Below are 19,965 nucleotides of genomic sequence, written 5' to 3'. Positions count from 1 at the left end.
CGCCCTCGGGGCGGTCACGCCACCGCGTTGAGCAGGTCGGCCAGCAGGTCGGGCCGTTCCAAGGCGATGAAGTGGCCTGCTCCCGGCACCTGCGTGAAATCGGCGGCCGGCAGCAGCTCCTTGTCGGCTTGCCGGTCCGAAGGACGGGACCAGTCCTTCTCCCCGTAGACGAGGTGGACGGGTGCCTTGACCTCCGGGTAGCGCGAGCGGGCGGCGATGAGGCCGGGCAGGCTCTGGTACACCGCCCGGGCGACGGTCGAGTAGCCGGGGCGGCTGCCCACCTGGAGGAGTTCGTCGAGGTAGTCCTCCCGCAGCGCGGTCTTGTCGACCAGCCCGCCCTGCAGGATCCTGCGGACGACGGGCTTGGGTTCCACCCCGGCGACCACTGGGCCCACCCCCGGAGTGAGGACACCGCTGACCACCACCCGGGCGAGGAGACTGGACCGGGCGATCCCGCCGGGGAAGTCGTACGTGTTCACCGCGACGACGCGCCGGACCCGCTCGGGCAGGTCGGCCGCGGTGGTCAGGGCGAGTACCGCCCCAAGCCGCCGAGGGCCAGCCAGGACAGCACGGAGTGCACGTTGAGGAGGTGGCCGCCGCCGTTGCGCTCGATGACCGGCACGAAGGCCCGGGTGAGCAGCAGCGGGCCGTAGAAGTTGGTCTCGAACTCCCGTCGTACGTCATCGACCGGGGAGTCGAGGTACGACGCGCCGACCACGGCACCGGCGTTGTTGATCAGCACGGTCACGTCCTGCGCCTGCGCGGCGGCCGCCGCCACGGAGGCCGGATCGGTGACCTCCAGCGCCACCGGGACCGCGTCCGGGTGCCTCACCGTGCGCGGGTCGCGGGCCGTGGCGTACACCTTGCCGGCACCGCGCGCGTACAGCTCTTCCACCAGGGCCTTGCCAATGCCTCGGCTGCCGCCGGTGACGAAGACGTTGGCGCCCTTGAGTGCGGTCATGACTGCCTCCACAGAATGAGAAACCGATCGGTTTCCATCACAGTAAACCGATCGGTTTCCATACGCAAGCCCAACCTGCTCCCCAGCTGATATGCAGGCGTCCCCGCACCCACTGCCCCGGACCAGGACAGAGCCCGAGCGTCTCGATAGCCCGTGGCTTGGCGGGACGTTCCGGGCCGTTGCTCGCGGGCGGGGCGCAGTGGAGGCGTGAGATCTCCCCGGCCTGACCCACTCCGCGTGAGATCCTCCGCCGGGCGACCGCCGATCCCGTCGGCGTCGGCGGCAGATGAGCAGGGAACCCCGACGAGCCTGCGCGACACCGCGCCTGACGAACCCACTGCAGGGAAGCGCTTCGACGCAGGTCCTTTCGGACTCGATGCAGTTTCCATGCGGATCGGCCCGTTCTCTCCGTCGCGAGGCTGCGCTAGGCTCCCGCAACGTGTCGAAGCGCTTCGACGTTGCGTTGACGCCGCCGACATGAGGGCAGGCCTTTCGACTCAATGGAGAGTTCTATGCCGAGTTCAGCCGGTTTCACTCGCCGCCAGGCCATGACGACCTCCGCGGCCCTCGCCGTCGCGGCGTTGTCCACCCCATCGGCCGCCCAGGCCGCTGCCCGGTCCGCTGGTTCCGCCGCGTCGGCGTCCGCGCTGGACGTGGTCGCAGACATGCAGCCGGGCTGGAATCTGGGCAACACATTCGAGGCCATCGGCGCCGACGAGACGGCGTGGGGCAACCCGCGGGTGACCCGGGCGTTCTTCCGCAGGCTGAAGGCGCAGGGCTTCAGGAGCATCCGGATCCCGGTGACCTGGGGCCAGCACGAGGGCCCGGCTCCGGCCTACACCCTCGACCCGGTGTTCCTGGCCAGGATCAAGGAGGTGGTCGACTGGGCCTTGGCCGATGGTTTCCACGTTCTGATCAACATGCACGGCGACGCGTGGCAGTGGGTGCTGAACATGCCGGCCCAGCATGACGCGGTCCTGGCCCAGTACACGGCAACCTGGCAGCAGATCGCGGCCACCTTCCGGGACGAGTCGCGCCGACTGCTTTTCGAGAGCGTCAACGAGCCCTTCTTCACCGGCAGTTCAGGCGACGAGCAGAACGCCGTTCTGATGAACGAGCTCAACACGACGTTCCACTCCGTTGTGCGCTCGACCGGCGGAGGCAATGCCGACCGGCTGCTTGTCATGCCGACCTTGGGGGACACCCCGGATCAGCCCAAGATCGACAGCCTGGTCGCCACCTTCGCCGCGCTCGACGACCCGAATCTCGTGGCCTCGGTCCACTACTACAGTTTCTGGCCCTTCAGCGTGAACCTCGCCGGCTACACGACCTTCAACGCGGCCACCCAGCAGGACCTGACCGACACGTTCGACCTGGTCCATAAGGCCTTCGTGGCCAACGGGATCCCGGCCGTCGTCGGTGAGTACGGGCTGCTCGGCTGGGACTCCGGCCCCGGCACGGTCGAAGAGGGAGAGACGCTCAAGTACCTCGAGTATCTCGGCCACTACGCGCGATACCGGGGCTTGACCACGATGCTGTGGGACAACGGCAGTCGCTTCAACCGCCGCACCATGCAATGGAACGACCCGAGCCTCTATGCGCAGATACGTTCGAGCTGGACCGGGCGCTCCGGCACCGCCTCCACCGATCAGCTCTTTGTGCCCAAGGGCAGGACCCCGGCGGACGCGACGATCACGCTGAACCTCAACGGCACCAGGCTGACGAGGGTCGATGTCGGCACCCGTCATCTGGTCCGGGGCGTGGACTACACCGTCAGCGGCAGCACGCTGACGATCGCGGCGGCTACTCTCGGCCGGCTGACCGCGTCGCAGGAGCACGGCACGAACGCCGTCCTGTCCCTCCGGTTCACGGAGGGAATTCCTTGGGCCGTCAACGTCATCACCTATGACAAGCCGGTGCTGACGAGCGCGACGGGTACGACCGCCTCGCTGGTGATACCCACCGCGTTCAACGGGGACAAGCTGGCGACCATGGAAGCCGTATATGCCGACGGCAGCCCCGCCGGTCCGCAGTCCTGGACGACATACAAGCAGTTCAACGTGGCCTTCACGCCGGACTACACCGCGGGCACGATCACCTTGCCGACCGCGTTCTTCAGCGATGTCACCGACGGCGCCGCCGTGACCCTCACCTTCTACTTCTGGAGCGGGACGCGACTGACGTACACACTGACCAGGTCCGGCACCGCGGTCACCGGTACCTCCGCCTGAAATCGGGCCCATCGGGAAGTCGCGAGGCTGCGCGACCTTCAGTACTGGCTGGTGACGGGCGCTTCGCTGTACGTGCCCGGCAGCAGGCGCACGCCGCCACCGGCGAAGGCCGGGTCGCCGTCGGCCGCCCCCAGCCCGGTCCCTGAGGCGTCGTCCAGTCCTACGAGGAAGCTCTCAACGCCCCGGAACTCGCCGAGCGCCTCGATCTCGACGACCCCGTCCTGCGCGCCGCCGACCTGCCGGCCGCCGAGGCCGCCCGCCGCCTCACCCTCAGCGTGCGCGCCCTGAACTATCGCCTGGAACGCATCCACAAACTCACCGGCCCCTGGACTGGCCGGCGCCAAAGACGTCTGACACCGCCCAGCCCGATCCGCGAGCTAAGCGCGCGAGGCTTCAACAGGACGGCCGAGAGCCATACTTGCCCATGCGGGGACCATCCCGTGACAGCGCGTTACGGGAGAGGCAGTCATCCGGTGAGCAGCGACAACCACGGAGCGGGAAAGGCCGAGGTACGGCTCAAGTGGGACCCGAGTCCCTGGAATCAGCCACCTCATCATCTCGACATCATCGCCGCGACCTACTCGGCGGACGCCCCCTACGGGCGGCCGGTGTACGTCGTCCACTTCGACAGCCGCTCACCGGACGGCACCATCAATATGAGTCGGCACAGCCAGACCGGGCAGGGCTTCGGCTACGTCGAAGCGATGACCCTGGAGTTCGATCGCCTCGCTCCCTCCTTCGCACGGGTGGTGGTGGGTGTGGCGATCCACCAGAACAGCGGCCCCAAAACCTTCGGTGACATATCGAACGCCGGAGTTCTGGTTGTCGAGGGATACAGAGAGCTACTGAAAGACGACTTCGCACAGCTCTCCGGACACACCGCCGCGACGGTCGCGGAGTTCACCAGGGACACCTCCGGAACGTGGGAGTTCCACGAGATGGTCCGAGGGTTCGACAGCGACCCCGTGATCTTCACCGCCGAGATGGGCAGCACCCCACAGCCCTGACCAAGCGGCAGCGCTCGCACCGTCGGTGGTCGCAGTCGTATCCCCTGTCGGCGTGAAGTTTGGCCGGCCGCCGACGACGCGGGCCGTGCCGCGAGCGGATCAAACTCCCGCCGCACCAGCGTGCGCTCATCGGCCTGACGTGCCTACGAAGGCACGACACGCTCGCCTCGCACTGGGCTTCGCTCTGATCGCCGCCGGGACCACAAGGAGCGAATCCGTTCCGCGCCGCGCCTGAGCGGGACGGGACTTCCTCCCCCACCCAGCCGCCGACTTGAGTGCATCAGACCTGGGTAACCCGGACCGCCCGGGGCTCCTGCAGGAGATTCACCGCATCCATGCGCTCAGCGGCACCGACATCCGCCGGCTTCCGGTCACCGACCTCGACCTGTCTCGTGAGCGGCTCATCGTCCGGCGTCCTGGCAAACGGCACATCATCTACCTGGACGAACTCACCCACCGCTGCGCCTCCGCGTGGCTCCGCGAACGTCACCGCCGCTGGCCGGTGACGACCAACCCGCATCTGCTGATCAACCGCTGGACCGCGGTAGACACCACTCACTCGCCCATCGGCACCACGTTCACCGCCATCTTCCGGCCCACTGGACTCACGATGCCGACGCTGCGGCAAGACCGGATCCGCGACGAGGCATTCGAGGTCGACGACCCGCTTCACCTGATGCGCTTGTTCGGAATCCGCGCCCAGACCGCGATGCGGTACATCACCGTGGCCCACCCCGAGCGCACCGCGAAACTCCCGCGATGAGTTAGGTCCGCGATGGATCGCTGCCGGTCACGGTGTCCGGCCGCACCATGACGGGGCGTCGACGCAGCCGGCGACGGTGTGGCGTCGACTGGCTGGGCCTATGCCCAGCCAGGGGAACGCTCCAGTTCCCTCAGCAGCTACTGCACTTTTCGTCAGAGCCGCATCAGCACGGCCTGTTCTCGGGGCGGTCAGGATCTCGGCGTCGGGGTGCCGGGCGGGCAGGGCCTGGATGCCGGTTCCTCAGCCGAGCGCAGGGTCCAGGTTGAACGCGGCGCTGATCAGGGCGAAATGGGTGAACGCCTGCGGGAAGTTGCCCTGTTGCTCGCCGGTGTGGCTGATCTCCTCGGCGTACAGACCCAGATGGTTGGCGTAGGTGAGCATCTCTCCCAACTTCCCCTGCAGTCATGGTCTCTACGCTACGAGGGGAGGGACAGTCTCACCGTGCTGTCGCTGATCGCCAGCTCCAGCAGGACAAGAGGAACGGTCAACGCCACCACCGACATCATCGCGATGTCGGGCGGCTGCGCACCATGCCTTTGCGTTGCCCTCAGCCCTCCGCGCATCTTGGCAAACGCGGCCATGAGCTGAGGCCACACTCGCCAGCGGAACACCTTTCCACGGTCCCGCCGAAGGCCCCTCCATGCAAGTTTCGCTGCCGGGACGCCGCATCGAGGTCTGACTGGTTCACCGCCACGCCGTGGCGGGGCGATGCCGGCGCCGTGTTGGTTGTCCATCTGTGCGCCGCCTCCGCCTCAGTCCTTGGCACCGTCGTCCAGGCCGTTCGTGCGTGCGGGGGCTGAGCCACGGCGGGCGTCGGCGTACCGGCCCAGGTTCTCCGCCTGGTCCAGGGCTGCGACGTCCGGGTGGTGGAGGTCGAAGGCCGGAGACTCGCTGCGGATCTTCGGCAGGGTGAGGAAGTTGTGCCGCGGCGGCGGGCAAGACGTGGCCCACTCCAGCGAACGGCCGTAGCCCCACGGGTCATCGACCTTGACCGCACGCCCGTACATGGCGGTCTTCCAGACGTTGTAGAGGAAGGGAAGCGTGGACAAGCCCAGCAGGAAGGCTCCGATCGTGGAGACCGAATTGAGCGCGGTGAAGCCGTCGGCGGCGAGGTAGTCGGCGTAGCGGCGTGGCATGCCCTCCGCGCCCAACCAGTGCTGGACCAGGAACGTCGTGTGGAAGCCGACGAACAGCGTCCAGAAGTGGATCTTCCCGAGGCGCTCGTCGAGCATTTTCCCGGTGAACTTCGGCCACCAGAAGTAGAACCCGGAGAACATCGCGAACACCACGGTGCCGAAGACCACGTAATGGAAGTGGGCCACCACGAAGTACGAGTCGGTGACGTGGAAGTCCAGTGGCGGGGAGGCCAGGATGACGCCCGTCAGCCCGCCGAAGAGGAAGGTGACCAGGAAGCCTAGCGCCCACAGCATGGGCGTCTCGAAACTGAGACTGCCCTTCCACAGCGTGCCGGTCCAGTTGAAGAACTTCACCCCGGTCGGCACCGCGATCAAGTACGACATGAAAGCGAAGAACGGCAGCAGCACACCGCCGGTGGCGAACATGTGGTGCGCCCAGACCGTGATCGACAGGCCGGCGATCGCGATCGTCGCGCCGATCAGGCCCACGTAGCCGAACATCGGCTTGCGGGCGAACACGGGAAGGACTTCGGAGACGATGCCGAAGAACGGCAGCGCGATGATGTACACCTCTGGATGGCCGAAGAACCAGAACAGGTGCTGCCACAGCAACGCCCCGCCGTTGGCCGCGTCGAATACCTGAGCGCCGAACTTCCGGTCCGCCTCCAGGACCAGGAGCGCGGCCGCCAGCACGGGAAAGGCCACCAGTACCAGCACGCCGGTGAGCAGCACGTTCCAGGTGAAGATCGGCATACGGAACATGGTCATGCCCGGGGCGCGCATGCAGATGATGGTGGTGATGAAGTTGACCGAGCCGAGGATCGTGCCGAACCCGGAAAGGGCCAGACCCATGATCCACATGTCGGCGCCGATGCCTGGTGAGCGCACCACGCTGTTCAGTGGCGCGTAGGCGAACCAGCCGAAGTCGGCCGCGCCCTGCGGCGTGAGGAAGCCACCGACCGCGATCAGCGAGCCGAGCAGGTACAGCCAGTAGGCCAGCATGTTCAGCCGCGGGAAGGCCACGTCGGGCGCGCCGATCTGCAGCGGCATGATCCAGTTGGCGAAACCGGCGAACAAGGGCGTCGCGAACATCAGCAGCATGATCGTGCCGTGCATCGTGAACGCCTGGTTGAACTGCTCGTTCGACATGATCTGCAGACCCGGCCGGGCCAGCTCGGCGCGCATCAGGAGCGCCATGACACCGCCGACGAGGAAGAACGCGAACGATGTCGTGATGTACAGCGTTCCGACTCTCTTGTGGTCGGTCGTGGTCGCCCAACTGACCACGATGCTTCCCACACTGCTGGGCCCGGCACGCAACGGGGCGGTTGCCGCCGCTTCTTCGGCGTCGGGTGTCGCACTCATGCGACTCTCCTCGGATCGTGAGGTCACTTACCGGGCGAACTACTGCAGGGACCAATCTGCCAATACCGGATCAGTTCAGGACAATGCGACGCAGTTTACCGAGAGGGCGCCGCCTGAGCCGTGCATCGGCGTTGATGGCGGGTCACACGGCCAAAACGCTGATGCCGAGGCCGATCAGAAGCATGACCTTGGCAATCTCGGCGATCACGTAGTGCAGGTGGCCGCGCGAACGCGGAAGGTCCTCGCCGGCCAGTACCAGGTCGGACCGCCGGTTGAGCCGCGGGCGGATCACGGTCAGCTGGCCGAGGAGCAGGCCGGCCACGACGACGGCCAGCAGGGGGACCGCAGCGGGTGCGCTTCCCACGGCTACCGCGACGACCACCACGCCGGCCAGTGCCGTCTCGGCGAGGTTCAGCACTCGGAAGACGAGTCGGCCGATACCCAGTCCGATGGGGACGGTCACTCCGGGGGCGCGGAACTTCAACGGCGTCTCCAGGAACGAGATGGCCAGCACCATCCCGAGCCATACGAAGGCCGCCGCACCGGTTACGGCGGCTGACGTGTGGTTCATCGATGCACTGCCCTTCTCCTACGGATCAACTTGGCGCGCATACGCGGTCAGGCGACGGGCCAGGACGCCAGCCGGCCTGCGAATTCCGGCGGGAAAGCCACCACCATGAGGGATGCCGGTTCCGTGCCGGGATTGACGAGGCTGACGCGCTCCCCGGTAGCGACGTGCGCGGCAGAACCAGCGGACAGCGTCCGTCTCGCTCCTTCGTGACAGAGCTCGACCGAGCCGGACAGGGGGATCAGCACGATCCGTGAGGCGCGCCGTGGTCGTGTTCGGGCAGGGCGCCGCCCGCGGACAGTTCCAGGTGGACGACGGCCAGTTGATCGGAGACGTCGGGGCTGGTGAGCGGTTGCGCGATCGGACCAGGTCCGCATCGGCCGGCAGGCGGGCTCGGATGACTGAGCGGCACGCCGCCGATGACCCGCAGGAAGCTGTACCGCAGATCCTGTGCGACACCCGGGTGCTGACCGGCCAGGTGCCCGCAACCATGGGAGCACTGTGGAAACTGGCCGAGCCCGGACGCCAGCTCGACGCCAACTTCATCCACTTGCCACCCGGTGAGCGCATCAAGACCCACACCGAACCGGACCTGGATGTCCTGCTCGTTGTCGTCGACGGAGACGGAACCGTCGGCATCGGCACGGCCGACGAACCGCAGCACGTGGCCGAGGGCATGCTGCTCTGGCTCCCGCACGGCTCCACGCGCAGCATCACCGCGGGCGACGGCGGCATCCGATACCTGACACCGGTTTCCTGTGCTGTCAGCTCCGGATGAGCGCGGCAAGCACTTCGGCTTTGCTGGTCTCGGGATGTCTGGTGGCGGTGAGGAGTGTCAGGGTGGCGTCTTCGGCGAGGTCAAGCAGGTGCGCCAGGGCATCTGCACGTTCGGGATCTTGGAGCTCGGCCTGGTAGCGGTGGCTGAACTCCGCGAAACGATGGGGGTTGCGGAGGTACCACTTGCGCAGCTCTGCCGAGGGTGCGACCTGCTTGCACCACTCGTCGAGGTGGGCTTTCTCCTTGGTCATGCCACGGGGCCAGAGGCGGTCGACCAGCACTCTGGCGCCGTCGGTCTGCGCCGGTGTGTCGTAGACGCGGCGGACGTGCACCGTTCGCTTGTGTGCCATGAAGGGCCTCCTGCCGAGTCTTCGCTTCTTCCGGCATCACACGTAGTAGCGAGAGATGATCTCGAGCCGTGCAACTTCGTCAGGTCCCGGATATGCCACGAGGACCGGCAGACCGCTGGGATCCCGGCCCTCGATGAGGGTGAAGCCTTCAGCTTCCCTGGTGTCGACACGGTCGGAGCGGGCTCTGAGTACGCGCTCGCACCGCTGGAAGTCGTCGGGGCCGTCAGCCGTCCAGATCACGTAGTGCGCGCCGACGTGGCCCGTCGGGTGGATGGCGTGCGAGCCCACGGCGCGCAGGTACACCTGGAAGCCGTTGCGGCTCACGAGTAGTGCGGCAGTCGCGGTGCGTACGGTGACCTTCATGTTCAGCAGCTCCCCGTAGAAGTCCGCCGATGCGTCGTGGTCGTGAACGAACACCACGACCGAGGCCAGCCGGGGTCCGCGCGCGTCCGGTCCGCTACCCGTCGGCTCCGAATCCGGTGCAAGATGCGCAGGCTGCGGGCCGGAGGACGCCGCTTCATGTGGGTAGGCCATAAGGCCCCCTTCCAACCGACTTCGACCGCGATGCGAGGGCTTCCCTGGGAGGTTTCCCGGTTTCCCGGTCCGGTCTCCACGCTACCCGGACCGTGTCGTGCTCGCTGGAAGCGTCCAGCAGGCCCTCCATCAGGGGACGCGGTCACGGGTTCTCAGCCTGACCATGTGAGGAACCCGCCGACGATGGTGCCGTAGGCGAGGTGTGCGGTGAGCGTGATGACGGGTGTGCCGGGCCCGTAGTTGAGCATGAGGAATCCGGGTGGTTCGAGCAGTGCGACATGGGGGGCGGTGGTTTCCGGTTGGCCCATGCGCGGGTGGACGAGCGGCAGCAGGATGTTGACGAGCGCGGTGGTGGCGAACAGGCCATGGACGAGGCCGAAGACGCATCCGAGCCACCAGCTGCTGTAGTCGATGGCGACGAAGACGGCGTAGTAGAGCAGGGCGAAGATCAGACCGTTGATGAAGTGTGCGCCGTAGCCGATGGCCTTGGCGCGGGTCCGGTTACTGGTGAAGGCGGTCCCGAGGAGGAACGGCAGATCGATGCGGGTGATGCTGAAGGCGTTGGCCGCGCGCAGGCCGGTGGTCAGGACCAGGGTGCCGACAAGCCCGCCCGCCAGTGCGGCCCAGATGCTCACCGTGTGCCCTGCCCGATCGCGCAGGCGGCGCTGATCAGGGCGAGGTGGGACAGGCCCTGGGGCAGATTGCCGAGGAATTCGCCGGTGGTGGGGTCGATCTCCTCGCTGTAGAGGCCGACGTCGTTGGCGAGGGGCACTAGTTGGTCCATGAGGTGGGCGGCTTCGTCGGCGCGGCCGGTTCGGGCGAGGGCTTCGGCGAGCCAGAAGGAGCAGGCGAGGAACGCGCCCTCGCTGCCGGGAACTCCGTCGGCGCCGAGGTAGCGGTTGAGATACGGGCCGTCCTGCAATGCCTGCTGGATGGCGGCGACGGTGCCGCGCATGCGGGGGTCGTCGGGCGACCGGTAGCCGTGGAGCAGCCCGAGTAGGAGGCCGGCGTCCAGTTCGTCGCTGCCGGCGGAGCGCACGTAGCTGTTCAGCCGCGGGCTGAAGCAGCGGTCGTCGATGAATTCGGTGATGGCCTGCCGTTCGCGCCGCCAGACGGGTGCGTGCCGGTCGGGGATCAGTCGCCGCTGTGCGAGGTCGAGGGCGCGGTCGAGGGTGACCCAGCACATCATCTTGGACTGGGTGAAGTGCTCGGGAGCGCTGCGGACCTCCCAGATGCCCATGTCGGGCTGCTGCCAGGTTCTGCAGATGAAGTCGGCGGTCTGGGCCAGTCGGCGGGCGATGTCGGCGTCGAGCCGATGGCCCGCGGCGGTGTACAGCCACGCGGTCTGCATCAACTCCCCGTAGGTGTCCAGTTGGAGCTGGTCGGCGGCGGCGTTGCCGATGCGTACGGGCGTCGAGCCGCGGTAGCCCGACAGGGGAAGGGTCTTCTCGGGTGCGCGGGCGCCGCCGTCGAGTCGGTACAGGACGTGCAGGCGGGGATGGGTGAGCTGGGAAGCGTGCATGAGCCACCAGAAGTAGCCGGTCGCTTCCGGTGCGCAGCCCAGCTTGAGGAAGGCGTTCAGCGTGAAAGCGGAGTCGCGGATCCAGCTGAAGCGGTAGTCCCAGTTGCGTTGCCCACCGAGCTCCTCGGGCAATGAGCAAGTCGCCGCGGCGGCGACTGCGCCGGAGGGGGCGAAGACCAGCAGCTTGAGAGCGAGGGCGCTGCGCAGCACCGCCTCGTACCAGGGCCCCGTGTAGGTGCGGCCGTCACTCCACTCCCTCCAGGTGGCGACGGTGTGGTCCAGCCGGGCCTCGCAGTCGGCGCGCGTGGGGAGCACCAGCGGTTCCCGGTGTGCGTACGGCAGCGCGAGCAGGGACCGGGTGCCCACGTCGGTACGGAAGCGGGATGCGACGGCGTCGGAGGTGGGCTGCGGCTCCCCCGCATTCCAGGCACAGATCCCGACCGCCTCAGGACCGAAGGTGACGACGGGAACTCCTGCGCGACGCGTCAGCCGGGGGGAGTGCGTGCCGTAGCCGAAGCGCGGCTGGACACTCCAGCTCATGGGGACGCTGCCCGCCAGGCCCTCGATCCGCCGGACCAGCTCCCGGCCAGGCGCCAGGGAGCGGGGGCCGGGAATAGTTAGTGCATCGGTCACCCGAACCGTGCCGCCCGCGGTGGTGAACGTCGTCTCCAGCACGTTGGTGCCAGGCAGGTAACGGCGGGAGGCGGTGTAGGGCGCCTCCGGCTGCAGGAGGAACCGTCCTCCTCGGACGTGGTCGAGCACGGCGGCGAACAGGGTCGGCGAGTCAAGGTCCGGCCAGGCCAGCCAGTCCACCGAGCCGTCCCGGGCGATGAGCGCGACGCAGCGGCCGTCCCCGATCACCGCATAGTTCCGCAGTTCCGTGTATCCGTCCACGCGTGCCGGTCGGCCGGCCGGGACGTCCGACAGGTCTGGCAGGTCCGGCTGCCGGCTCCCGGGCATGTCCGGTGCCGGCAATGGAGAACCCGAACTGGACGGTGTAGGTGTCACCTGAAGGCGCCCTTTTTCGCTAATCCACTGCCTCCTGGTCGAGGAGGAGGCCGGCCAGGGGTGCGGAAAGGAAGTGTCCGTGGAACGGCCGGCCGACAGCTCCCGCCGCTCAGGGTTTGGGCTATGCCGCTCACGCCACGTGGGAGCCACGATGCAGGTGGATCAGTTCGGCGTTCTGCACCGCCTGTTCATCGCTTTCCTGGAGGGGTGTGAGCCGGATGCCGACGTGGTAGTCCTGGACCAGCGTCCAGCCCAGGAAGCCAGCCCCGAGCGTGCAGGCGAGCCCGGCAGCGGACAGGGCCAGTCCAGCAGTGACGCCGTTGGCCGGGCTGTCCCAATGGGTGGCGTAGATGGCAAGGCTCGCACCGAAGAGGCACAGCGCCGCGACATTGAGACCGCCATGGGCAATGCCGACGGTCTTGGCCGCCGAACGGCGGGGAATGCCGAACGCCAGATCGGCCATGCCGGGCAGGGCTGCCAGCAGTGCCGTGCCGACCCCAGCGATGTTGAGGGCGATGGCCAGGTTGAGCCAGAACTGCTGCCCATTGGCCGCATAGACGGCGAAACCCACCAGCGTGCCGGTGTAGCAGGCGATGGGGAAACCGACGAGCATCGGGTGAACAGGGTGGCTGGCGATGGTGATCTTGCTGTACATGGCACCTCCAGGCCGGTTGGTCCGTGCTACGCCTTTCCAGGCTCTCCCTCGATGGACAGGAGCGCCAACGGGGGCCGACCTGCGGTTCCGGGATTGCCGCCCCCGAGGAGTCCTGGCCTCTCACCTCGGTTGGCCCGAAGGTTTCTCGGGGCGAGGGGCCTACTACGCGAAAGCCACCGGGGTCGCCGCCCCGACGGTGGTCGGTTGTTTTTGTGGTGCCGGGGGGGCGCAACCTTCTCATCGTGAAAGCGATGGGGAAGGCGATCGTGGTTGCAAGGACCGGCGTTTCAGCGCCCTGACCAGAGAGCATCGCCGCCAGCTCATGTCGTTCGCTCGCGAGGTGTCGTTCGACGTCGACGAGCGCATCTTCGACGAGGGCAGCGGGGGCGACCGCTTCTGGATCATCCGCACGGGCACCGTTGCTCTCGACATCCGCGTGCCCGGCCGCCCCGCGGCGGTCATCGAGAGACTCGGGTTCGGCAACTGCTGGGTTGGTCCTGGCTGGTCCTCGTCATCACTGGTACCTCGGAGCCGAGGCCACCACCCGGTGCGCGCCTACGAGTTCGATGCGACGGTGGTCCGTGAGCTGTGCGGGAAGGACCCGGAGCTGTGGCACGAGCTGTGGGTGTCGCCGAGGTCATCGGAAGCCGGCTCAGATCCGCCCGGGTGCGGCTGCTCGACCTCTACGCGCCCTACGGCGTCGGCGACGTGCCCTGACGAGGCGAGAGTTCATGGCCTCATCTTTCGTCCCGGCTGCCTCCCGGTACCGGCCGGGCCCGGAACAGGGAGGCAGCCGTATGCGTGATGGCAAGGGTCACGAACACGGACGTATTCGGCATTGGTGAACGGTGCAGCCAGGGCGACACACCGTCGGCCAGGCCCGGTGTGCGGATGCGGGCCACCGACCTTCCAGAGACGATGGAGCGACAGGCAGGCTCTGGTGCGGGCCGTGGACGAGCACCAGGAAGTTCGTCCGCTTGGCGCGCGGGAGGAGCGGCAGCGTAATGAATCCCTTGAACGCACTGAGCGATGCCGGCGTGTCGATCTGGCTGGACGATCTCAGCCGGGAGCGGCTGGTGTCCGGGAGCCTCGCGGACCTGGTCGCGCGGGACCGGGTGGTGGGGGTGACCACCAATCCGACGATCTTCGCCAAGGCCATCACGAGCGGTGACGCGTACGACGCGCAGATCCGTGACCTGGCCGCCCGCGGAGTCGGGGTCGGTGAGGCGCTGCGGTCGCTGACCACCACCGACGTCCGGTGGGCCTGCGATGTGCTGCGCCCGGTCTACGACGCGACGGACGGTGTCGACGGGAGGGTCTCCATCGAGGTCGATCCCCGACTCGCGCACGACACGGCGGCGACGATCGCAGAGGCGCGGGCGCTGTGGTGGCTGGTCGACCGGCCCAACCTGTTCGTGAAGATCCCGGCTGCCCGGCAGGGCCTGCCGGCGATCGCCGCGTGCCTGGCCGAGGGAATCAGCATCAATGTCACGCTGATCTTCTCTCTAGCCCGCTATGACGAGGTCATGGACGCCTTCCTTGACGGGATGGAACGCGCCCGCGATGCGGGCCGCGAGCTGTCCGGCATCGGTTCGGTGGCTTCGTTCTTCGTCTCCCGCGTCGACGCTGAGGCAGACGCACGCCTGGACAAGACCGGCACCGCGCAGGCTGTCGAGCTGCGCGGCCGTTTGGCGATCGCCAACGCGCGGCTGGCTTACCAGCACTACGAGCGGGTTCTCTCCTCACCCCGCTGGCAAGCCCTTCGGGGGGCGGGAGCCCATCCGCAGCGTCCGCTGTGGGCTTCGACCTCCGTCAAGGATCCCGCCTACCCCGACACCCGCTACGTGACCGAACTGGTCGCACCCGGCGTGGTCAACACCATGCCGGAGGCCACCTTGCGCGCGGTCGCCGACCACGGCCGAGTACCGGCCGACTCGGTCCGCGCCCACTACGACGACGCTGAGCGGGTTCTCACTGGGTTGCGGACCGTCGGCGTGGACTATGGCGACCTCGTGCAGACCCTTGAGGACGAGGGCGTGTCGAAGTTCGACGCCAGCTGGGAGCAGCTCTCCGAGCAACTCGCCGAAACGTTGCGGAGCCGTCCCGCAGCCCGGGAAGGGAACTGACGATGTCCGCGAACGACGCGTGTGTGATCGTCGGGGCCAGCCTGGCCGGGGCCAAGGCCGCGCAGGCCCTGCGTGATGAGGGCTTCGACGGCCCGCTGGTTCTGATCGGCGACGAAAGCGAACGGCCCTACGAGCGGCCGCCGCTGTCCAAGGGCTACCTGACGGGTAAGGACGCGCGGGCGCAGATCTACGTCCATCCGCCGCAGTGGTACGCCGAACACGACGTGGACCTGCGGCTCGGCATCGCGGTCACCGCCGTCGACCCGGGCGCGCGCGAGGTGACGCTCGCGGACGGCAGCCGGGTGGGCTACGGCAAGCTGCTGCTGACCACCGGATCCTCGCCGCGCCGCCTGCCTGTCCCGGGTGCGGACCTGGAGCGGGTGCTGTATTTGCGGCGGGTCGAGGACAGCGACCGGATCAAGGAGGCGTTCCAGTCCGCCTCACGGGCGGTGGTCATCGGTGCGGGATGGATCGGGCTGGAGGCCACTGCTGCCGCTCGCATCGCCGGTGTGGAGGTCACCGTGCTGGAGATGGCCGAGCTGCCGCTGCTGCGGGTCCTCGGCCGCGAGGTCGCGCAGGTTTTCGCGGACCTGCACCGCGATCACGGTGTGGATCTTCGGTTCGGCGTTCAGGTCGCCGAGATCACCGGCAACGGCGGCGCGGCGGACGGGGTGCGGCTGTCCGACGGCACCCGCATCGAAGCCGATGTGGTCATCGTCGGGGTCGGCATCATGCCGAACATCGGGCTGGCGCAGGAGGCGGGCCTGGAGGTCGACAACGGCATCCGCGTCGATGAGCGGCTGCGTACCTCCTACCCGGACGTCTACGCGGCCGGTGACGTGGCCAACGCCTTCCACCCGCTGCTGGGCAAGCACATCCGCGTCGAGCACTGGGCCAACGCGCTGCACCAGCCGCAGACCGCGGCCAGGGCAATGCTCGGCCGGCAGGACGCGGTGTACGACCGCGTCCCTTACTTCTTCACCGACCAGTACGACCTGGGCATGGAGTACGCCGGGTACGTCGAGCCCGGCGGATACGACCAGGTCGTCTTCCGCGGTGACGTGGCCGGACGCGCGTTCCTCGCCTTCTGGCTCGCAGACAACCGGGTGCTCGCAGCCATGAACGTCAATATTTGGGACGTCAACGACCAGCTCCAGGCCCTCGTCCGCACCGCCCAGCCCGTCGACACAAGCATGCTCACCGACCCACAGGTGCCTCTCGAGTCTCTCCTCCCCAGCGTCGAGCACCGGTGAGCGGTTGAGCGAGCGGCGATGATCGCGGCCGGTGCAGTGAGGTCAGTAAGGGCAGTGGCCGCACCGGTAGTGGTGTAACAGATGCGATGACCGCTTCCTGAACGCTCATCAGATTGCTGCCCGGCCGACGCGAGCCGCCTTGGAAGGATTCACGATGACCGACACTCCCGCGCCTGTCCCGGCTGGTCCGATCGTGGTCGGCACGGACGGCTCCCCGCACGCCCGGCACGCCGTGCTCTTCGCTCTGCGCGAGGCACAGCTGCGCGGCGCCGGTCTGCGGGCGGTCTGTGCCTACGACTACACCCCCGCTCGTTACACCGGCTACGGATGGATGGCCGTGCCGGAGGGTGCCACCACCCTTTACGAACAGCTCCACGATGTCGCCCGGCAGGCGGTGACCGAGACGGTCCACGAACTACAGCAGCAGCTTGGCGGACCTCACGTGGAGGTGGAGATCATCGCCGAGGCGGGACGCCCGGCGCAGGTCCTGCTGGACGCGAGCAAGGACGCCTCTCTGCTGGTGGTCGGCACCCGCGGTTCGGGCGCCTGGGGGCGCCTCACACTCGGATCGACCAGCACCGAGGTCGTGCACCACGCTCACCTGCCCGTCGTCGTCGTTCCGGCCGACTCCCGCGGCGCCTCCTCCTGACGCATCCAAGGAGCGACGGTGGCATGTCGCCTCTCTGTATCGTCTGTTGGGGGCGAGGAATGCTGTTCGGATGTGGACCCCCTCGTTTTCGGGTGTGGACTCACTCGTTGCGCCCCGTCCATCTGCGGTGGGCTGGACCACGGCCGGGCGGCTGCTGCGGTTCAGGCAGGTCAGGGACAGCGGGTATCGGCCCGCTGCAAGGGACGTCCCTGGTCACCTTCAACGGGCTGCCATGGTGGTGTACTTCGAGTTCGGTGCCCGCCAGCAAGGTGTACGTGGCCTGTTGATGGGAGATGTCCACGCGCACGCAGCGCTGGCGGAACTGCACGGCGAAAACCAGCCGACTGATCTGCTCGGGCAGTCGCGGGGCGAAGGACAGTGCGTCTTGTCCGGCCTCCGCGTACGGCAGCGGACGGAACTCGAACACGCCGTTGAGGTAGGTCTCCGGCAGCCCGTGGGGCTCGCCCTCGTCCAGGTTGCCGCGCCAGCCGATATGACCGTTGGCCAGGGCGAACACCGACTCGCTCTGCTCCGCACGTCCAGGTCGAGCTCGCTCTCGCGCAGGCACCACGGTTCAACGGCGTACGCAGGATGGGTGATCATGGCGGGCCTCCGGCAGTCAGTGACGGTCGCGGACGATCGGGCCGTGGCCCTGACTGCGGCTGGTCTGTTGCGGCACCTCCGGGCGGCTTGGCTGGTCAAGGCGGGCGGTGCAGAGGACCGGATGCCGTGGTGGGCCGGGTTCGTCGTGCACCTCGCTGTGCCGACGGGTGGCGCAGGCAGGCCGCCCAGGCGGCCTGCGGACGCGTGATCGGGCAGCGTCGTCATCGGCTACAGCACGATGCCCAGGGGGTGTTCGAGGAGCGTTTTGAGGCCGGCAAGGAAGGCGGCGGCGGTAGCGCCGTCCAGGACGCCGTGGTCGATGGACAAGGTCAGCGCCATGGTGGTGCCGACAGCGAGTTCACCGTCGCGGATGACGGGCTGGGTCTGCGCGGCGCCGACGGCGAGGATCGCGGCCTCGGGCGGGTTGATGACGGCGGCGACGTGGTCGACGCCGTAGGGGCCCAGGTTGCTGATGGTGAAGGTGCCGCCACTGAGGTCCTGCAAGGCCAGGCGGCCGGCGCGGGCGTTGTCGGCCAGGGCGTGGGCCTCGCGGGCGATCTGGGTCAGGGTCTTGCGGTCGGCGTCGTGTACTACGGGCACGGTCAGTCCGTCTTCGAGGGCGACGGCGATGCCGATGTGGATGCGGCGGTGGCGCAGGATGCGGGTGCTGTCCCGGGAGGAGTTGGCCTGCGGGTGCTGTCCCGGGAGGAGTTGGCCTGCGGGTGGGTGCGAAGAGCTGTCGCGCAGGCTTTGACGAGCAGGTCGGTGACGCTGATGCGGGGGCCGGGTTCGCCGAGTTGCGCGTTGATGTCGGCGCGGAAGGCGAGCAGCGGCTCGGTGACGGTGGTCAGGTAGAAGTGCATGCCCCGGCTGCCCACCACGAGGGCCTTGGCCCCTTCCGCCTCACCGAGCAGCACCTCGACGGGATTGCCCTTGACCAGACGCTTTCGCACCTCGGCGGCGCCCGACTCGCCGAGAACCTGGTGCACCTGGTTGACGAGGCCCTGCTCCCCGGTCGTTCGGTCGAACGTGGGATCCACCGCGGGCGCGGGCCACCCGTACGCCCACGGCAGCTCCCAGGCAGCCTGCCACCACATCACCGCCGATCAGCTCGGCATACTGGACCGCCCACCGCAGCGCGGCATGCGACGAAGGCGAGCCATCGACACCCACCACGACGTTCGAGGCCGAGTCCCGTCCACCCATGAAATTCGCCCCTTCTGCTCTCACGTATATCCACACTGTGTGAAATATGGGCAATACGCCATACGGCCGCCGTAGCCGACAGGGACACCCCACCGATCCGGCGAGGGGGTAGGTGTCGGTGCCAGTCGGTGCGTCCAGCCATGTGGGACTGTTCGAACGGCATACCGGCGGATGAATGCCGCCACACATACCTGGAGACCGCACACATGCAGAAGATCTCCCTGGACGCCCAGGCCCGCGAGCAACTGGAACGGGCCGCCTCCACCTCCAGCGGGCGCAGCGCAACCACCGTCTACGGCGGCCACGAGCACACCCTGCGCCAGACCGTCCTCGCCCTGACCGCCGGAACGTCGCTGGCCGAGCACGAGAGCCCCGGAGAGGCAACCCTGCTCGTGCTGCGCGGACGCGTGCGGCTCACCAGCGGCGAGACCACCTGGGAGGGGCGCAGCGGCGACCTGATCGTCATCCCCCCAGCCCGCCACGCCCTCCAGGCGATCGACGACGCAGCCGTGCTTCTCACCGTCGCCAAACCCGGCTGACGTGTGAACCGCACAGACCAAAGACGCGGACAGCTGCTCACCTTCGGGCACAGCACCGCCACCAGAGAACAGATGGCCGCCCTCCTCGACGGCGCCGAGGTGCTGGCGGTGGTCGACGTCCGCACTGCGCCGGGAAGCCGCCACAACCCGGACACGAACCGAGGAGCGCTGGAGCAGTGGATGCCGCGTCAGGGGATCGCCTACCGGTGGGAACCCCGACTCGGGGGCTTCCGCAGGACCGCGCCGGACTCACCCGACACGTTCTGGCAGAACGCCTCCTTCCGCGGATACGCCGGGTACACACGGGACCCGCAGTTCGTGGCGGCAATGGACGAGCTGCTCACGCAGGCCGCGACGGTACGCACCACGGTCATGTGCGCGGAGGCGGTGTGGTGGCGCTGCCACCGGCGGATCATCGCCGATTTCGCGGTACTCGCGCGCGGAACCTCGGTGCTGCACCTGTCCCGTGACGGGCGGCTGACCGAACACCGGCCGACGCCTGGTGCCCGGCTGCGTGACGACGGCCTCCTGGTGTATGACCAGCACTGAAGGGTGGCTTCGTTCACGTTCAGCAGCAGCGTTCGTCGATGAGTCTCGACAGCAGTTGGCGATCAACGCGCTCGCAGATGTTCACGGGAAATGACGGTGCTGCCGTCAGTGGCGGCGTTCGCGCCGATCACGGGGATTACCGGCACCTCCGGGGAAGCAGGCA

At 68.1% G+C, this 19,965-nt stretch carries 21 protein-coding genes and 5 pseudogenes; 10 read left to right on the top strand and 16 right to left on the bottom strand.

Going from position 1 to position 19,965, the window contains the following annotated elements; genetic code table 11:
- Positions 1 to 14 precede the first annotated feature (14 nt).
- A pseudogene (locus QA802_RS34220) lies at positions 15 to 545 on the bottom strand (alpha/beta fold hydrolase); the annotation flags it as partial.
- Positions 545 to 961 (bottom strand): annotated as a pseudogene (locus QA802_RS34215) (SDR family NAD(P)-dependent oxidoreductase); the annotation flags it as partial. The pseudogenes QA802_RS34220 and QA802_RS34215, both read right to left, overlap by 1 nt.
- Before the next feature lie 512 nt (positions 962 to 1,473).
- Between QA802_RS34215 and QA802_RS34210 the strand changes: the two are divergent.
- Positions 1,474 to 3,192 (top strand): cellulase family glycosylhydrolase, encoded by a 1,719-nt coding sequence (locus tag QA802_RS34210; RefSeq protein ID WP_334531015.1) that lies wholly within the window; start codon positions 1,474 to 1,476, stop codon positions 3,190 to 3,192.
- Between the two features lie 38 nt (positions 3,193 to 3,230).
- On the opposite strand, the gene QA802_RS34205 is transcribed toward QA802_RS34210, so the two are convergent.
- Positions 3,231 to 3,503, bottom strand: coding sequence for a hypothetical protein (locus QA802_RS34205; RefSeq protein ID WP_334531012.1), 273 nt, complete (start codon positions 3,501 to 3,503; stop codon positions 3,231 to 3,233).
- Between the two features lie 162 nt (positions 3,504 to 3,665).
- On the opposite strand from QA802_RS34205, the gene QA802_RS34200 reads away from it, so the two are divergent.
- Complete coding sequence (locus QA802_RS34200) at positions 3,666 to 4,199, top strand: TerD family protein (RefSeq protein ID WP_334531009.1); 534 nt, start codon at positions 3,666 to 3,668, stop codon at positions 4,197 to 4,199.
- Between the two features lie 19 nt (positions 4,200 to 4,218).
- Here QA802_RS34200 and QA802_RS34195 read toward each other — a convergent pair.
- Positions 4,219 to 4,299 (bottom strand): annotated as a pseudogene (locus QA802_RS34195) (IS5/IS1182 family transposase); the annotation flags it as partial.
- A gap of 171 nt (positions 4,300 to 4,470) precedes the next feature.
- Here QA802_RS34195 and QA802_RS34190 point away from each other — a divergent pair.
- Positions 4,471 to 4,962, top strand: coding sequence for a hypothetical protein (locus QA802_RS34190; RefSeq protein WP_334531006.1), 492 nt, complete (start codon positions 4,471 to 4,473; stop codon positions 4,960 to 4,962).
- Positions 4,963 to 5,202: 240 nt separating this feature from the next.
- On the opposite strand, the pseudogene QA802_RS34185 reads toward QA802_RS34190, so the two are convergent.
- A pseudogene (locus QA802_RS34185) lies at positions 5,203 to 5,346 on the bottom strand (glycoside hydrolase family 15 protein); the annotation flags it as partial.
- A 57-nt stretch (positions 5,347 to 5,403) separates the two neighbouring features.
- Here QA802_RS34185 and QA802_RS34180 point away from each other — a divergent pair.
- Positions 5,404 to 5,550 (top strand): hypothetical protein, encoded by a 147-nt coding sequence (locus QA802_RS34180; RefSeq protein ID WP_334531000.1) that lies wholly within the window; start codon positions 5,404 to 5,406, stop codon positions 5,548 to 5,550.
- A gap of 164 nt (positions 5,551 to 5,714) precedes the next feature.
- Here the strand turns inward: QA802_RS34180 and ctaD are convergent, their stop codons facing one another.
- Together ctaD and QA802_RS34170 are read right to left on the bottom strand one after the other, a co-directional pair.
- Positions 5,715 to 7,463: an aa3-type cytochrome oxidase subunit I gene (gene ctaD, locus QA802_RS34175; protein ID WP_334530997.1), complete on the bottom strand. Its 1,749-nt coding sequence runs from the start codon at positions 7,461 to 7,463 to the stop codon at positions 5,715 to 5,717.
- Positions 7,464 to 7,605: 142 nt separating this feature from the next.
- A complete protein-coding gene (locus QA802_RS34170; protein WP_334530995.1) occupies positions 7,606 to 8,034 on the bottom strand; it encodes a hypothetical protein in 429 nt (142 codons plus the stop codon).
- A 304-nt stretch (positions 8,035 to 8,338) separates the two neighbouring features.
- On the opposite strand from QA802_RS34170, the gene QA802_RS34165 reads away from it, so the two are divergent.
- A complete protein-coding gene (locus QA802_RS34165) occupies positions 8,339 to 8,809 on the top strand; it encodes a hypothetical protein (RefSeq protein WP_334530992.1) in 471 nt (156 codons plus the stop codon).
- On the opposite strand, the gene QA802_RS34160 is transcribed toward QA802_RS34165, so the two are convergent.
- The 5 genes from QA802_RS34160 to QA802_RS34140 form a co-directional block, all read right to left on the bottom strand.
- Positions 8,796 to 9,158, bottom strand: a complete 363-nt coding sequence (locus QA802_RS34160; protein WP_334530989.1) for a DUF488 domain-containing protein — start codon at positions 9,156 to 9,158, stop codon at positions 8,796 to 8,798. The genes QA802_RS34165 and QA802_RS34160 overlap by 14 nt on opposite strands.
- A gap of 36 nt (positions 9,159 to 9,194) precedes the next feature.
- Positions 9,195 to 9,692 carry a VOC family protein gene (locus QA802_RS34155; protein WP_334530986.1) on the bottom strand — a complete coding sequence of 166 codons (498 nt, stop codon included), beginning with the start codon at positions 9,690 to 9,692 and terminating at the stop codon, positions 9,195 to 9,197.
- 152 nt (positions 9,693 to 9,844) lie between these two features.
- Positions 9,845 to 10,327 (bottom strand): hypothetical protein, encoded by a 483-nt coding sequence (locus QA802_RS34150; RefSeq protein WP_334530984.1) that lies wholly within the window; start codon positions 10,325 to 10,327, stop codon positions 9,845 to 9,847.
- A complete protein-coding gene (locus tag QA802_RS34145) occupies positions 10,324 to 12,108 on the bottom strand; it encodes a glycoside hydrolase family 15 protein (RefSeq protein ID WP_334530982.1) in 1,785 nt (594 codons plus the stop codon). Before QA802_RS34145 ends, QA802_RS34150 begins: the two co-directional genes overlap by 4 nt.
- 244 nt (positions 12,109 to 12,352) lie before the next feature.
- Positions 12,353 to 12,877: a DUF2231 domain-containing protein gene (locus tag QA802_RS34140; RefSeq protein ID WP_334530980.1), complete on the bottom strand. Its 525-nt coding sequence runs from the start codon at positions 12,875 to 12,877 to the stop codon at positions 12,353 to 12,355.
- 1,004 nt (positions 12,878 to 13,881) lie between these two features.
- On the opposite strand from QA802_RS34140, the gene tal reads away from it, so the two are divergent.
- The 3 genes from tal (at position 13,882) to QA802_RS34120 (ending at position 16,905) form a co-directional block, all read left to right on the top strand.
- A complete protein-coding gene (gene tal, locus QA802_RS34130) occupies positions 13,882 to 15,003 on the top strand; it encodes a transaldolase (RefSeq protein WP_334530977.1) in 1,122 nt (373 codons plus the stop codon).
- Positions 15,004 to 15,005: 2 nt separating this feature from the next.
- The gene (locus QA802_RS34125) at positions 15,006 to 16,256 is read left to right on the top strand and encodes an NAD(P)/FAD-dependent oxidoreductase (RefSeq protein WP_334530974.1); all 1,251 of its coding nucleotides are present in this window, start codon (positions 15,006 to 15,008) and stop codon (positions 16,254 to 16,256) included.
- A gap of 154 nt (positions 16,257 to 16,410) precedes the next feature.
- Entirely contained in the window at positions 16,411 to 16,905 is a 495-nt protein-coding gene (locus tag QA802_RS34120) for a universal stress protein (protein ID WP_334530971.1), read from the top strand.
- 100 nt (positions 16,906 to 17,005) lie between these two features.
- Here the strand turns inward: QA802_RS34120 and QA802_RS34115 are convergent, their stop codons facing one another.
- The 4 genes and pseudogenes from QA802_RS34115 to QA802_RS34100 form a co-directional block, all read right to left on the bottom strand.
- Complete coding sequence (locus QA802_RS34115) at positions 17,006 to 17,314, bottom strand: glycosyl hydrolase family 65 domain-containing protein (protein WP_443042310.1); 309 nt, start codon at positions 17,312 to 17,314, stop codon at positions 17,006 to 17,008.
- Positions 17,294 to 17,508: pseudogene (locus tag QA802_RS34110) on the bottom strand (hypothetical protein); the annotation flags it as partial. The pseudogene QA802_RS34110 and the gene QA802_RS34115, both read right to left, overlap by 21 nt.
- Positions 17,509 to 17,736: 228 nt before the next feature.
- Positions 17,737 to 18,150 (bottom strand): 2-oxo acid dehydrogenase subunit E2, encoded by a 414-nt coding sequence (locus QA802_RS34105; protein ID WP_334535049.1) that lies wholly within the window; start codon positions 18,148 to 18,150, stop codon positions 17,737 to 17,739.
- The gene (locus tag QA802_RS34100) at positions 18,111 to 18,605 is read right to left on the bottom strand and encodes a 2-oxo acid dehydrogenase subunit E2 (protein ID WP_334530968.1); all 495 of its coding nucleotides are present in this window, start codon (positions 18,603 to 18,605) and stop codon (positions 18,111 to 18,113) included. Before QA802_RS34100 ends, QA802_RS34105 begins: the two co-directional genes overlap by 40 nt.
- A 315-nt stretch (positions 18,606 to 18,920) precedes the next feature.
- On the opposite strand from QA802_RS34100, the gene QA802_RS34095 reads away from it, so the two are divergent.
- The gene (locus QA802_RS34095; RefSeq protein WP_329446312.1) at positions 18,921 to 19,253 is read left to right on the top strand and encodes a cupin domain-containing protein; all 333 of its coding nucleotides are present in this window, start codon (positions 18,921 to 18,923) and stop codon (positions 19,251 to 19,253) included.
- Positions 19,254 to 19,325: 72 nt separating this feature from the next.
- Positions 19,326 to 19,802, top strand: coding sequence for a DUF488 domain-containing protein (locus QA802_RS34090; RefSeq protein WP_334535047.1), 477 nt, complete (start codon positions 19,326 to 19,328; stop codon positions 19,800 to 19,802).
- Positions 19,803 to 19,965 lie beyond the last annotated feature (163 nt).

The sequence above is a fragment of the Streptomyces sp. B21-105 genome (genome assembly GCF_036898465.1).
In the GTDB taxonomy this organism is placed as follows: domain Bacteria; phylum Actinomycetota; class Actinomycetes; order Streptomycetales; family Streptomycetaceae; genus Streptomyces.
Note: the sequence above shows the minus strand (reverse complement) of the source record. Positions and strands in the feature narration are given on the sequence as shown.